Origin of the sequence: Methylovorus sp. MP688 (genome assembly GCF_000183115.1) — a bacterium.
In the GTDB taxonomy this organism is placed as follows: domain Bacteria; phylum Pseudomonadota; class Gammaproteobacteria; order Burkholderiales; family Methylophilaceae; genus Methylovorus; species Methylovorus glucosotrophus.
In genome coordinates, this window is the sequence record NC_014733.1 from 945,800 (window position 1) to 957,638 (window position 11,839).

The 11,839-nt window shown below is 56.2% G+C and carries 14 protein-coding genes; 7 read left to right on the forward strand and 7 right to left on the reverse strand.

Features of this window, described 5'->3' with window-relative positions:
• Position 1 precedes the first annotated feature (1 nt).
• From MPQ_RS04650 to MPQ_RS04665, 4 genes are read left to right on the forward strand one after another with little or no spacing between them, the layout of a single operon-like run.
• A complete protein-coding gene (locus MPQ_RS04650; RefSeq protein ID WP_013441738.1) occupies positions 2–979 on the forward strand; it encodes an ankyrin repeat domain-containing protein in 978 nt (325 codons plus the stop codon).
• A gap of 10 nt (positions 980–989) precedes the next feature.
• On the forward strand, positions 990–2,612 hold the full coding sequence (locus MPQ_RS04655) for an NAD+ synthase (protein WP_013441739.1): 1,623 nt from the start codon (positions 990–992) through the stop codon (positions 2,610–2,612).
• Positions 2,613–2,644: 32 nt separating this feature from the next.
• A complete protein-coding gene (locus MPQ_RS04660; protein ID WP_013441740.1) occupies positions 2,645–2,983 on the forward strand; it encodes a P-II family nitrogen regulator in 339 nt (112 codons plus the stop codon).
• 29 nt (positions 2,984–3,012) lie between these two features.
• Complete coding sequence (locus MPQ_RS04665) at positions 3,013–3,354, forward strand: DMT family protein (protein WP_013441741.1); 342 nt, start codon at positions 3,013–3,015, stop codon at positions 3,352–3,354.
• A 132-nt stretch (positions 3,355–3,486) separates the two neighbouring features.
• On the opposite strand, the gene feoB is transcribed toward MPQ_RS04665, so the two are convergent.
• The 7 genes from feoB to MPQ_RS04700 form a co-directional block, all read right to left on the reverse strand.
• Positions 3,487–5,271, reverse strand: a complete 1,785-nt coding sequence (gene feoB, locus MPQ_RS04670) for a ferrous iron transport protein B (protein WP_013441742.1) — start codon at positions 5,269–5,271, stop codon at positions 3,487–3,489.
• The gene (locus MPQ_RS13655; protein WP_015829706.1) at positions 5,268–5,495 is read right to left on the reverse strand and encodes a FeoA family protein; all 228 of its coding nucleotides are present in this window, start codon (positions 5,493–5,495) and stop codon (positions 5,268–5,270) included. Before MPQ_RS13655 ends, feoB begins: the two co-directional genes overlap by 4 nt.
• A 47-nt stretch (positions 5,496–5,542) precedes the next feature.
• On the reverse strand, positions 5,543–7,378 hold the full coding sequence (locus tag MPQ_RS04680) for a M61 family metallopeptidase (protein ID WP_238525348.1): 1,836 nt from the start codon (positions 7,376–7,378) through the stop codon (positions 5,543–5,545).
• Positions 7,379–7,527: 149 nt separating this feature from the next.
• Positions 7,528–8,331 carry a peptidylprolyl isomerase gene (locus MPQ_RS04685; RefSeq protein WP_013441745.1) on the reverse strand — a complete coding sequence of 268 codons (804 nt, stop codon included), beginning with the start codon at positions 8,329–8,331 and terminating at the stop codon, positions 7,528–7,530.
• 35 nt (positions 8,332–8,366) lie between these two features.
• Entirely contained in the window at positions 8,367–8,633 is a 267-nt protein-coding gene (locus MPQ_RS04690) for a BolA family transcriptional regulator (protein ID WP_013441746.1), read from the reverse strand.
• A complete protein-coding gene (locus MPQ_RS04695; protein WP_013441747.1) occupies positions 8,633–8,935 on the reverse strand; it encodes a YciI family protein in 303 nt (100 codons plus the stop codon). The genes MPQ_RS04690 and MPQ_RS04695 overlap by 1 nt, the downstream gene beginning before the upstream one ends.
• A complete protein-coding gene (locus tag MPQ_RS04700; RefSeq protein ID WP_013441748.1) occupies positions 8,935–9,468 on the reverse strand; it encodes a septation protein A in 534 nt (177 codons plus the stop codon). The genes MPQ_RS04695 and MPQ_RS04700 overlap by 1 nt, the downstream gene beginning before the upstream one ends.
• A gap of 134 nt (positions 9,469–9,602) precedes the next feature.
• On the opposite strand from MPQ_RS04700, the gene MPQ_RS04705 reads away from it, so the two are divergent.
• The 3 genes from MPQ_RS04705 to MPQ_RS04715 are packed head-to-tail and all read left to right on the forward strand — an operon-like array spanning position 9,603 to position 11,816.
• Positions 9,603–10,499: a 3',5'-nucleoside bisphosphate phosphatase gene (locus MPQ_RS04705; protein ID WP_013441749.1), complete on the forward strand. Its 897-nt coding sequence runs from the start codon at positions 9,603–9,605 to the stop codon at positions 10,497–10,499.
• A 16-nt stretch (positions 10,500–10,515) separates the two neighbouring features.
• A complete protein-coding gene (locus tag MPQ_RS04710; RefSeq protein ID WP_013441750.1) occupies positions 10,516–11,145 on the forward strand; it encodes an L-threonylcarbamoyladenylate synthase in 630 nt (209 codons plus the stop codon).
• A 32-nt stretch (positions 11,146–11,177) separates the two neighbouring features.
• The gene (locus MPQ_RS04715) at positions 11,178–11,816 is read left to right on the forward strand and encodes a site-2 protease family protein (RefSeq protein WP_013441751.1); all 639 of its coding nucleotides are present in this window, start codon (positions 11,178–11,180) and stop codon (positions 11,814–11,816) included.
• Positions 11,817–11,839: the final 23 nt, after the last annotated feature.

The following is an 11,839-nucleotide window of genomic DNA, read 5'->3' on the forward strand; positions in this document are numbered from 1 at the left end:
CATGCGGCGCTATCCTGACAAGGTTGCAATAAAACTCCTGCTGGCCCTGGCAGCTCCCGTGCTGGCATTGCCATTGGCCTTGCCCGTCGCGCAGGCCGCCGAGCAGATTCCCTATTTGCTGACGGTATCTTCCAAAGGCGATATCGCCACGGTCAAAGCCATTCTGGACAGCGGCGCCAGCCCCAACACCAAGGATGCCGATGGTGTGACCGCGCTGATGTATGCGGCGCGCAAGGACAAGGCTGATGTGGTCAAGCTGCTGCTGCAGAAGGGCGCCAACGTCAATGCCAAGGATAACGGCGGCTGGACAGCGCTGATGATGGCGGCCAAAAAGAACTTTGTGGCCACGGCAAAAGTGCTGCTGGAAAACGGCGCTGACCCCAAAATTCGCGATGAATCCGGCTGGAGTGCATTGGGCATGGCCGCCACGTCTGGCTACAGCGAGATGGTGGATCTGCTGGTGAAGAATGGCGTAGATGCCAGCGCCAAGAGTGACGATGGCAAGAGCGTGCTGATGTATGCCGCCAAGAATGGCGACTTGCCCACGATCAATACCCTGATTGATAACGGGGCGGACATGCGTGCCCGGGATCGTTTCGGCGCAACGGCCCTGATGTGGGCAGCCCGCGAAGGCAATGCCGCTGCGGTGAAGCTGTTGCTGGAGCGTGGTGCTAAGGTCAATGAGCAGGATAGCTCCAAATGGACTGCGCTCACCTGGGCAGTCAAGAAGTCGAATGTCGATGCCGCTACTGTGCTGCTGGACAATGGCGCTGACGTCAATCATCGCGATTCCGAAGGCACGCCGCTATTGCAGCTGGCGGTGGACAATGGCTCGGTTTCCATGGTCAAGCTGATGCTGGAGCGCGGCGCCAATGTCAAAACCAAGGATCAATACGGACTGACAGCCCTGGTATATGCCCTCAAGGGTGGCAACGCAGAAATCGTACAACTCATCAAAGATGCAGGTGGAAGCTATTAGTAAATCGCAGATGCAGGTTGCCATCGCCCAGATCAATTGCGTAGTGGGCGATCTCGCCGGGAATGCTGCCAGGATATTGAGCTATGCGCATGAAGCCAAGGCCGCTGGCGCCAGCTTGATGCTGACACCAGAGCTGGCCTTGAGCGGTTACTCGCCGCAAGACCTGTTGTTGCGTGAAGACTTTACCCACCATTGCCAGCGTGAACTGCAAGCGCTAGCCAAGGCATTGCCTGCGGATATTACCGTGGTCGTCGGCCATCCCCACCGTGAGCATGGGCGGTGTTACAACGCTGCCTCGGTATTGCAGGGCGGACGCATCGTGCTTACGTATCACAAGCATGCCCTGCCTAACCATAGCGTGTTTGATGAGGTGCGCTACTTTTCTCCCGGTAACAAGGCTGGCGTGTTTGAACATCAAGGCGTGCGCTGCGGTATCCTGATTTGCGCCGATGTCTGGGAGCCAGGCCCGGCAAAAGTCAGCAAGCAGGCCGGTGCTGAATTGCTGCTGGTGCTGAATGCCTCGCCGTTTCACCTCGAAAAACAGCAACAGCGCTACAAGGTATTGGGCAAGCGCGTGGAAGAGACCGGCTTGCCGCTGGTATATGCCAATCTCGTGGGCGGCCAGGATGAGCTGGTGTTTGATGGCAACTCGGTGGTGATTGATCGTTGTGGCGCGCCTGTGCAGCAATTGCCTGCCTTCACTGAGCAGCTGGCGCTGGTCAGCATAGATCTCAGTCCGCAGAACCGCGCCAACCCGCTGCCTGCCGAGATCGCGCCAGGTCTGACACGTGAAGAATCTGCCTACCAGGCATTAACTCTTTGCCTGCGCGATTATGTGCAAAAAAATGGTTTCCCCGGCGCCGTGCTGGGCTTGTCTGGCGGGATAGACTCGGCGTTGACCCTGGCGATTGCCGTCGATGCCCTGGGCGCTGACAAGGTGCATGCCGTGATGATGCCTTCGGAATTCACTGCCGACATGAGCGTGGATGACGCCCGCCAGATGGCGCAATTGCTGGGGGTTAAATACACGGAGCTGCCGATCAAGCCGCTGTTTGACCAGTTTTGTGCGACGCTGGCCGAACCTTTTACCGGAACCAGCTTTGATCTCACCGAAGAGAATCTGCAAGCCCGCATTCGTGGCATGCTTTTAATGGCATTATCGAACAAGTTTGGTAGCATAGTGCTTACCACGGGCAACAAGAGTGAAATGGCCGTGGGCTATTCCACCCTGTATGGTGATATGGCTGGCGGTTTCGCTGTACTGAAGGATATCTCCAAGACATTGGTGTATCGTTTGGCCCGCTACCGCAACAGCCTGTCGCAGGTGATTCCCGAGCGCATCATTATTCGGCCACCGTCGGCGGAACTGCGGCACGGGCAAACCGATCAGGATAGCCTGCCGCCCTATGATGTGCTGGATGCCATCATGGAGGCGTATGTCGAGCGGGATAGCAGCCGGCAGGAAATCATTGCCATGGGATATCGCGAGCAGGATGTCGCGCGCGTGCTCAACCTGATAGACCGCAATGAATACAAACGGCGACAATCGCCGATTGGCGTGCGAGTGACAGAGCGCGGATTTGGTCTGGACCGACGGTATCCTGTGGTGTCCAGATTCGTGAGCAAAGACTGAATCAACTAAAAGAGGCTAGGGGACATAAGCAAATGAAGAAAATTGAAGCAATCATCAAACCATTCAAACTCGACGAAGTGCGTGAAGCGCTGTCTGAAATCGGTGTGAATGGCCTGACCGTGACAGAAGTAAAAGGCTTTGGCCGTCAGAAAGGCCATACCGAACTTTATCGCGGTGCTGAATACGTGGTGGACTTCCTGCCCAAGATCAAGGTTGAGCTGATTATTGCCGACAGCCTGCTGGATGCCGCGATGGAAGCTATCATCAAGGCAGCTCGCACTGGCAAGATTGGTGACGGCAAGATTTTCGTGTCGAATGTCGAACAAGTGGTGCGTATTCGTACTGGCGAAACGGACGAGGCCGCCATCTAGGCTGGCCCCAGGTGGGCTAGATCCTCTTTATGCCGGTCATTGCCAAGACAGTGCTGTTGCTGACCATGTCAAACGTCTTCATGACGTTTGCATGGTATGCCCACCTTAAAAGCCTCAATGACAAACCCTGGTATGTCGCTGCATTTCTCAGCTGGCTGGTCGCGTTTGTCGAATACATGTTTCAGGTGCCTGCCAACCGCGCAGGCTTTACCGTGCTCTCCCTGGGCCAGCTCAAGGTGCTGCAGGAAGTCATCACGCTGATGGTCTTTGTGCCGTTTGCCGTGTTTTATATGCATCAGCCACTCAAGCTGGATTATCTGTGGGCGGGTTTGTGCCTGCTGGGCGCGGTATATTTCATGTTTCGGAGTTAAGTCAGTAAGTCAGGTAAGTCTGTTAAGTGCCCGGCGTTCGTCATGAACGGACATTCAATAAAACAAAAGGCCCGACGCCATGGCGGCTCGGGCCTTTTGTCATTCTGCTGCCAGGCGTGTGTTGTCCGCTGGCTAATAGCCCAGTGCGCGCGCCGTCTGGTAAAACACAAAGCTCACTACCCACGCCAGGCCCAGCGACCATAATAGCGAGAGCATCATGAAGCCTATGCTTTTGGACTCGTTCTTGAGCGTGGCAATGGTGGAGAGGCAGGGGGTGTAGATCAGCGTGAACAGCATGAAGCTCATGCCTTGTACCCAGTCCAGCTTGGTCGCCATGACTTGCATCAGGGCATCGCCCTGCAGGCCATAGATCACGGCGAGCGCGCCCACGACGATTTCCTTTGCCACAAAGCCAAAAATCAGCGCTATCGCCAGCTGGCCGTCAATGCCAACCGGGTTGAGCACGGGCGCCAGCCAGGTGCCTATCATGCCGGCAATGGTGCCTGCGCTGGCTGCAGGAACGTCGCTGGGGAAGTTGGTCAGCGCCCAGACCAGCAGCACCCCGATGATGATGAACTTGCTGGCGCGCGTGAGGAAATGGCGCACCTCTTGCCAGCCGCGCAACCAGATCTGGCGTGGCGTGGGGAAGCGATAAGGCGGCAGCTCCAGAATAAACGGCTCGGTGCTGCTATAGCGGCCTTTGTAAATCACCGCCGTCAGGAAAATGGTGGCAAAGCTCACCATGTAGAGCGAAAACAGCACCAGCGGTGCCTGCTTCGGTGTGAACAGCGTGGCCGTCATGAACAGGAACACCTGCAGGCGGGCCGAGCAAAGCGAAAGCGGGATGACCAGCATGGTGAGCAGGCGCATATTGCGCGAACGCATGACCCGGGTTCCCATCAGGGCCGGCACATTACAGCCAAAGCCCATCAGCATCATCACAAAACCACGGCCATCCAGGCCCATCTTGGCCATCAGCGCATCCACCAGAAAAGCGGCGCGCGACAGATAGCCGCTGTCTTCCACCATGGTCATTACCAGGAAAAACAGCACGATGATCGGAATGAATGCCGCGACCGTGCCGATGCCGTTGTAGATGCCATCCAGCATCAGGCCGCTGAACCAGGCAGGCGCATTCTTCAGCAATGGCTCCAGTACATCGGCACGGAACAGATCCAGCGCCCAGGCAATGCCTTCCTGCAAGGGCGTGCCCAAGGTAAAAATAAACTGGAACAGCAGATACATGGCAGCAAAAAACAGGGGCAGGCCTAGCCATGGGTGCAGCAACACACGGTCTATGCGTGAGGTCACCACATCATCCAGCTGCGCCGGGTAATGCACGGTGCTTTTGACGATGGCTTCCATCTGGTTTTCGATGGTGTCGTCGTTTTTCAGTTGTTCGCGAATCTCCGCCGGGCTGGGGTGCTGCTCGGCCAGATGGCGGGCGGCTTCCTTCAGGGCTTCCGGGCAGCCATTGCCATGCTTGGCGCTGATCTGCATGACAGGCATCTGCAATTGCTGCTGCATGCCGGGCAGGTTGAAGGTGATGCCGGATTTTTTTGCCTCGTCGCTCATGTTCAGCAGCAGAATACAGGGCAGGCCCAGCGCTTTTACCTGCAAGGCGAGGGAAAGCTGACGGTCTATCTGCGAGCCATTGAGCACGATGACGGCAAGGTCGACATCGTTGTTTTCAAGAAAATGCCTGACCACGGATTCATCATCTGAAAACCCATGCAGGTCATAAATGCCTGGCAGGTCGATGATCTCGACGATGTGACCACCCAGCAGCAGCTTGGCGGCCATCAGGTCTACCGTGATGCCCGGCCAGTTGCCGACACGCGCCGAAGCGCCGCTGACACGATTGAAAAAAGTGGATTTGCCCGTGTTGGGCATGCCGAGCAGGGCGATACGTTTCATTGTTGGCTAATCTGTATGCGGCGCGCTTCAGTGATGCGCAGGATGATATCGGTGGTGCCGATGCGAACATGCAAGGGGCCGTTAAAACTGGCACGGCGGATGACTTCGATTTTCTTGCCGATGCGGAAACCCAGCGCGGCAAGCCGTTGGAACAGGGATTCATCAGCATCTATACCGCAGATCACCGCATGGGTGCCAGGCTGCAGTTGTGAAAGGTCGGACATTGGTTTGTTCAACAAATGATAATTATTCTTATTATTTCACAATTTGCTCAAGCTGGCATGCCGGATTTGTGTTTGCCATCTCGCTGCTTGGCTGAATTCTTCACTGTCGCCAGCCACGATGCTCGCAGTGGGTGCTCTTCCGCCAGCATGTGCAAGCTGCATTCCGCCACGGTCTGGCTGCGTTTGGTGATACGGCATTTCCTGAGCTGGTCTCTGCGGAAGAAATGCAGTGTGAGGCTGGCGCCTTCAGCCAGTCGTGCTACCTGTTCCTGTAACTGTTTGGCGCTGGCTTTGATGCCATCGGCGGCAATAATCACATCCTGTGCGGCCAGGCCCGCCTCTTCGGCCGAGCTGTTGCGATAGACATGCGCGATGCGCGTGTCCTGCTCGTTGGCCAGCTGCAAGCCCCAGGCGCTGCGCAGGCTGTTGCTGGCAGTAGGCTTGGCTTCATCCTGATAATCAATGCCAACGTTGGCAAGCAGCTTGCGGAAGGCGGGGTCCTCGGTACCACGTACCAGCTTGTCCAGAAGTTTGCGCAAGTCGTGCCCGGTGTGCTTCAAGATAAGAGCATCCATCTGTTCTTCGGCCATGGCTGCCCCCGTTAACTGGTAATCCCGCCACATGCCTTGCATCAGGATATCCAGCGAGCTGCCTTTCTTGCGCAGGGTAAGGTCAAGCGCCAGTGCCACCAGTGAGCCTTTCAGGTAATAGCTGATCTGCGCATTCGGCGTGTTCTCATCCGGCTTGTAGAGCTTGATCCATGCATCAAAGCTGGATTCATCGACACGTTGCACATGGCGGCCAGGCGTGCGCAGGTAGCGGGTGATGGTTTTGGCCAGGTCCTTGAGATATTCCTCGGGCGACATCAGGCCACTGCGTACCAGCATCAGGGTATCGTAATACGCAGTAAATCCTTCAAACACCCACAGCAGGCGGGTGTAGGCTTCCTGCCCGAGGTCGGGTTCCACAAATGCCTGGGGGCGCATGCGCTTCACATGCCAGGCATGGAAATATTCATGGCTGCACAGCCCCAGGAAATCCTGATAACGGCTGGTATCAGCCTCCGCACCTGTGGAGGGCAGCCAGCTGCGCGGGCAGATCAGGCTGGTGGAGTCGCGATGTTCCAGGCCGCCATACTGGTCATCGCCCGCGGCATACAGCATGAAGTCGTAACGCTCAAATGGCGCGCTGCCAAAAAAGCCGATATGCGTTTCGCACAAGGTCTTGAGGTCGCGGGCTATTCTTTTAAGGTCTGCCTGATGCGCGCCTGAAATAATCAGGCGGTGCGGAATGCCAGCGGCCTTGAATGTCACGATAGCGAGCTTGCCTATCTCCACCGGGTAATCAATGAGCGCGCGATAGTCAGGCGCCTGGTACAAGCCGAATCCGGCGCGATTTACCTTGATGGCGGGAAGTGCGGTACCGACTTGCCAACCTTTGATGTCGGGAGCATGCAGCGTCACCTGACAGGGGGCATGTTCTTGTCCTGTCACACAGAGAAACAGGCTGGAGCCATTGAAGTAGCCGCGTTCGTCGTCAAGGTAGGCCGTCCGCACCGAGAGGTCGTAGGCATATACCTGATAGCGCAAGGTCAGCGGACCTTTGCAGGGGGCACACTGCCAGAGGTGTTTGCTGACTTTTGCGATCTCGACGGCCTTGCCGCTGGACATCGCCTCCATGCTCACAATATGGCGCGCAAAATCTCTTACCAGATAGCTGCCCGGTATCCAGGCAGGCAGTGAAACCTCTTGCCCCTGAGGATCGGGCTTGGCGATAGTGCATTGCACTTCAAAGAGATGAGTGGCGGGCTGGCCGAGACGAACTTGATACGAAATGGTGGATATCATCAGGATATGGGCAAGCGAATAAAAATGCGAATGCATGCCAGTGTAAAGCACTCGGCGGCATGTGCAAGTGATGCATAAAAATGCCTGGGTTCACGTGGGCGACGCATAAAAAAAAGACCTGGCTAGCCAGGTCTTTTTTAATCGCGCCAAGTGCTAGGCCCGAACAACTCCGGGCTTAGCCGGGCTTACTTCTTGGCAGGATTTTCTACAATCTTCGCCTTGCTGCGCAAATCGGACAGCAGTTTTTCCAGCTGGCGTTGTTGCAGTTGTTTTTTCAGGGCATCCTGTACTTTTTCAAAAGGCATAGGTTGCGCGTCACGCACATCTTCCAGCTTGATGACATGCCAGCCAAACTGGGTTTGTACGGGATCTGCAGTATAGCTGCCCTTTTTCATCTTGGTGACGGCTTCGCTGAACGGCTTGACCATGCTGCCTGGTGCAAACCAGCCCAGATCACCACCATTTTCCTTGCCACCTGGATCCTTGGATTTTTCCTTGGCCAGCTTGGCGAAATCAGCACCCTTGCCGAGTTGAGCAATGATGTCCTTGGCTTCTGCTTCGGTGGCAACCAGAATGTGGCGTGCGTTGTATTCCTTGTCGCCGACTTCCTGCTTGTACTTCTCGTATTCAGCCTTGACCGCAGCATCGCTCACGGGATTTTTTTTCAGGTAGTCTTCCAGATAGCTGTTCACCAGCAATTCACGGGCGGCCAGCTCTTGTTTGGCCACGTACTCAGGGCGTTTGTCAAAGCCGCTGCGTTGCGCTTCCTGATAGATCAGCTCGCTGCTGATCAGGCGGTTGACGATGACGGTACGTACATTGTCATCCACATTCTGGCCGCGGGCAGCCGCATCCTTGGTGATGTAATCGAAGAGCGACTGCTTGATCGGCTTGCCGTTGACGGTGGCCACAGCCGGGTCAGCCGCCATCGCCAGGCTGGAAATGCCGATGGCAACGATGGCCAGCAAGGCTCTAAGTGTGATTTTCATGTTCATACTTCCTTGTCATTTCAATGAGGGGTTGATTAGGGATTGTTTTCATCGGGAGCGAGAGCACGAATGCTGAGCGCGTGAATTCTGCTGGGTATCAAGTCTGCGAGTGCCTGGTAAACGATCCGATGCCGGATTATGGGTGATTTGCCGCTAAATTGCGAGCTGACAACGCACACATTGAAGTGTCCACCACCGCCGTTACCGGCATGCCCCGCATGCAGGGCGCTGTCATCCTGAATGGTAAGATCAACAGGCTCCAGCACCGCCAGCCGTGTGCGGATTTCGTCTAGAAGTGACATCAGGCGGGCAGGGTCTTGCGAAAAGGTTTGACGCTGACCTCGGCATACACGCCAGCAGCCACAAAAGGATCGGCATTGGCCCAGTCTGTGGCTTCCTGCAGCGTGGCAAATTCAGCCACGATAAGGCTGCCGCTGTAGCCTGCCGGGCCGGGGTCTATGCTATCAATCGCCGGGAAGGGGCCTGCCAGCAACAGACGGCCAGCATCCTGCATGGCCTGCAATCTTGCCAGGTGTTCCGGGCGGGCCTGCAGGCGTTTTTGCAGACTGTCTGGCGTATCTTGCGCCACGATGGCATACCACATCACTCGTTGCTTTCCATGTATTTGTTGAGGACCAGGGTCTGGCCGATGATGAACAGAAACATCAGGCCCATGGTGCCGAACAGCTTGAAATCGACCCAGATGTCGGTGGAGTAGTGAAAGGCAACGTACAGATTGAGGAAGCCCAGAAAGGTAAAGAACAAGGCCCAGGCCAGATTCAGTTTGCTCCAGACGCTATCCGCCATGGTGACCTGTTTTTCCATGAGGGCGCGCATGGCATTCTTGCCAAAGAAAAACTGCGATACCACCATGGCAATGGCGAATACCCAATAAAGTATGGTCGGCTTCCACTTGATAAAATTTTCGTCATGCAAAAACAGGGTGGCGCCGCCAAAGACAATAATGATGACGCCACTGGCGATCAGCATGTTATCGACCTTGCCATGCTTGAACTTCACCCAGGCGATTTGCAGCACTGTGGCGATCATCGCCACCGCTGTCGCGGCATATATGCCGGAAATCTTGAAGACAATGAAAAACAGAATGACCGGGAAGAGGTCAAAAAGAAACTTCATAACAAGCCTTACGCGTGAGGATGAGTTGCCGCATTTGCATGCGTGAGGTATTAGCCCTATCGGTATTTTGCTATGATTCGTCTTGTGCCACAAGACTTTACACTTCATGTTCTTCATTGCCAGCCCGACATGGCGTGCTGCAAGATGTTTTCGAGACGCTTTTCTTGATTGATCTGCATAGCCACTCCACGGTTTCCGACGGTACGTTGACCCCGGCAGAACTGGTGCGCCACGCGGCAGCCCAGGGGGTGAGACTGCTCGCGCTGACCGATCACGACGATGTCGCCGGCCTGGAGGAGGCACGCCAGGTGGCGGATGAGCATGGCATGCAGTTTGTCTCCGGGGTTGAAATCTCGGTGACCTGGAAACGCCGCACCCTGCATATTGTGGGCTTGCGCATAGATCCGGCCTACCAACCGCTGGTCGATGGCCTGGCCCGAATCCGGGCCGGTCGTCATATCCGTGCCCAGGGCATGGCAGCGAGCCTGCAGGCGGCCGGTGTCGAAGGCAGCCTGGAAGGCGCTTATAAGCACGCCAAAGGCATTATCAGCCGCACCCATTTTGCCCGCTATCTGGTCGAGGCTGGCTATGCCGCCGATACACGCAAGGTGTTCAAGCGCTATCTGGTCAAAGGCAAGCCGGGGTATTACGAACACCACTGGGCCGACCTGGATGAAGCACTCGGCTGGATTATCGAGAGTGGTGGCGTTGCCGTGCTGGCGCATCCCGGCCGCTACGATCTTGGCCGCACCAACATGCTGTTATTGCTGGAGGAGTTTCGGTCTTTGGGCGGCAGCGCGATTGAAGTCGTCACTGGCAGCCATACGCCCGACCAGTTTCAGGAGTTTGGCAAACTGGCACGGCAATTCAGCCTGCGGGCATCACTGGGGTCGGATTATCATGGCCCTGGCCACACCTATATCGAGATGGGGCGCTTGCCCGATCTCCCGCATGGATGCACTCCGGTCTGGCAGGATTGGCCAGAGCTGGAAAAACTTGCTCCCTTACCTTCTGCAGCATCTCCACTTTAACGACAGGCACGTCTGAATGGCCCAATATTTTGTTTTACATCCGCAGAACCCCCAGCCGCGCCTGATCGCGCAAGCCGTGGAGATTCTGCGCAATGGTGGGGTAGTGGCCTATCCCACCGACTCCAGCTACGCGCTTGGCTGCGTGGTCGGCAACAAGGACGCGCAGGACAGAATACGTGCCATCCGCGGCGTGGATGATGACCATTTGTTCACCCTGGTTTGCCGCAACTTGAGCGAACTTGCCGTCTATGCCCAGGTGGATAACAGCCAGTTTCGTCTGCTCAAGGCCAATACGCCGGGGCAATACACCTTTATCCTGAAAGCGACGCGTGAAGTGCCACGTCGCCTGCAGCACCCCAAGCGCAGCACCCTGGGGCTGCGCGTCCCGGATCACGCCGTAACGCAAGCTTTGCTGGAAGCATTGGATGAGCCTTTGCTCAGCATGTCGCTGCAATTGCCGGGGGAGGAAGATGTCCTGAATGAAGCCTGGGAAATCCGCGACCGGCTGGAACACCAGCTGGGCCTGGTGATTGATGCCGGTGCCTGTTCCGCCACGCCGACCACCGTGATTGATCTCACCGGCGACAGCCCCATATTGGTCAGAGCCGGTGCCGGGAGCCTGGCACCTTTTGGCCTCACTGAATAACGTTCCACTTTTTAAGGAAATCCTCGTTCGCCATGGAACTCACTTTCATCCAGAAAATTGCAATTTATGCGCTGCCCGTTATTTTTGCCATCACCGTCCATGAAGCGGCGCATGGCTATGCCGCCCGCTATTTTGGCGACATGACGGCCCATCAGGCTGGCCGCATTACGCTGAATCCGCTGCGCCACATTGATCCGATCGGCACCATCCTGATTCCGGCGCTCACCCTGTTTTTTGGTGGCATCCTGTTTGGCTGGGCCAAACCCGTGCCTGTGGATTTCTCGCGTTTGCGGCATCCTAAAAAAGACATGCTGTGGGTGGCGGCGGCTGGTCCTGCGTCCAATCTCATCATGGCGCTCATCTGGGCCCTGATCTGGAAATTTGCCCCCGCGCTATCGCCGAGTATGGCCGTGCCATTAAGCCTGATGGCGCAGGCTGGCATCATGATCAATGTGGTGCTGATGGTGCTGAATCTCTTGCCGCTACCACCGCTGGATGGCGGACGGATTGCCGTCAGCCTGCTGCCCAACCACCTGGCGGAAAAATACGCAGGCGTTGAGCGTTATGGCTTTGTTATTTTGCTGGTGCTGCTGTTTACCGGGCTGCTGTCGCAGATCATGCATCCTTTCATAAACGCCTCGATCAGCTTAATATCTTGGCTATTCAAATAACAATTCACTTTTTGGACTTCTAG

Excerpts from the sequence above, each read along its gene's own strand:
- MPQ_RS04650 (WP_013441738.1), top strand. The coding sequence starts at position 2 with ATGCGGCGCTATCCTGACAAGGTTGCAATAAAACTCCTGCTGGCCCTG.
- MPQ_RS04655 (WP_013441739.1), top strand. The coding sequence starts at position 990 with ATGCAGGTTGCCATCGCCCAGATCAATTGCGTAGTGGGCGATCTCGCC.
- MPQ_RS04660 (WP_013441740.1), top strand. The coding sequence starts at position 2,645 with ATGAAGAAAATTGAAGCAATCATCAAACCATTCAAACTCGACGAAGTG.
- MPQ_RS04665 (WP_013441741.1), top strand. The coding sequence starts at position 3,013 with ATGCCGGTCATTGCCAAGACAGTGCTGTTGCTGACCATGTCAAACGTC.
- feoB (WP_013441742.1), bottom strand. The coding sequence starts at position 5,271 with ATGAAACGTATCGCCCTGCTCGGCATGCCCAACACGGGCAAATCCACT.
- MPQ_RS13655 (WP_015829706.1), bottom strand. The coding sequence starts at position 5,495 with ATGTCCGACCTTTCACAACTGCAGCCTGGCACCCATGCGGTGATCTGC.
- MPQ_RS04680 (WP_238525348.1), bottom strand. The coding sequence starts at position 7,378 with ATGCATTCGCATTTTTATTCGCTTGCCCATATCCTGATGATATCCACC.
- MPQ_RS04685 (WP_013441745.1), bottom strand. The coding sequence starts at position 8,331 with ATGAAAATCACACTTAGAGCCTTGCTGGCCATCGTTGCCATCGGCATT.
- MPQ_RS04690 (WP_013441746.1), bottom strand. The coding sequence starts at position 8,633 with ATGTCACTTCTAGACGAAATCCGCACACGGCTGGCGGTGCTGGAGCCT.
- MPQ_RS04695 (WP_013441747.1), bottom strand. The coding sequence starts at position 8,935 with ATGTGGTATGCCATCGTGGCGCAAGATACGCCAGACAGTCTGCAAAAA.
- MPQ_RS04700 (WP_013441748.1), bottom strand. The coding sequence starts at position 9,468 with ATGAAGTTTCTTTTTGACCTCTTCCCGGTCATTCTGTTTTTCATTGTC.
- MPQ_RS04710 (WP_013441750.1), top strand. The coding sequence starts at position 10,516 with ATGGCCCAATATTTTGTTTTACATCCGCAGAACCCCCAGCCGCGCCTG.
- MPQ_RS04715 (WP_013441751.1), top strand. The coding sequence starts at position 11,178 with ATGGAACTCACTTTCATCCAGAAAATTGCAATTTATGCGCTGCCCGTT.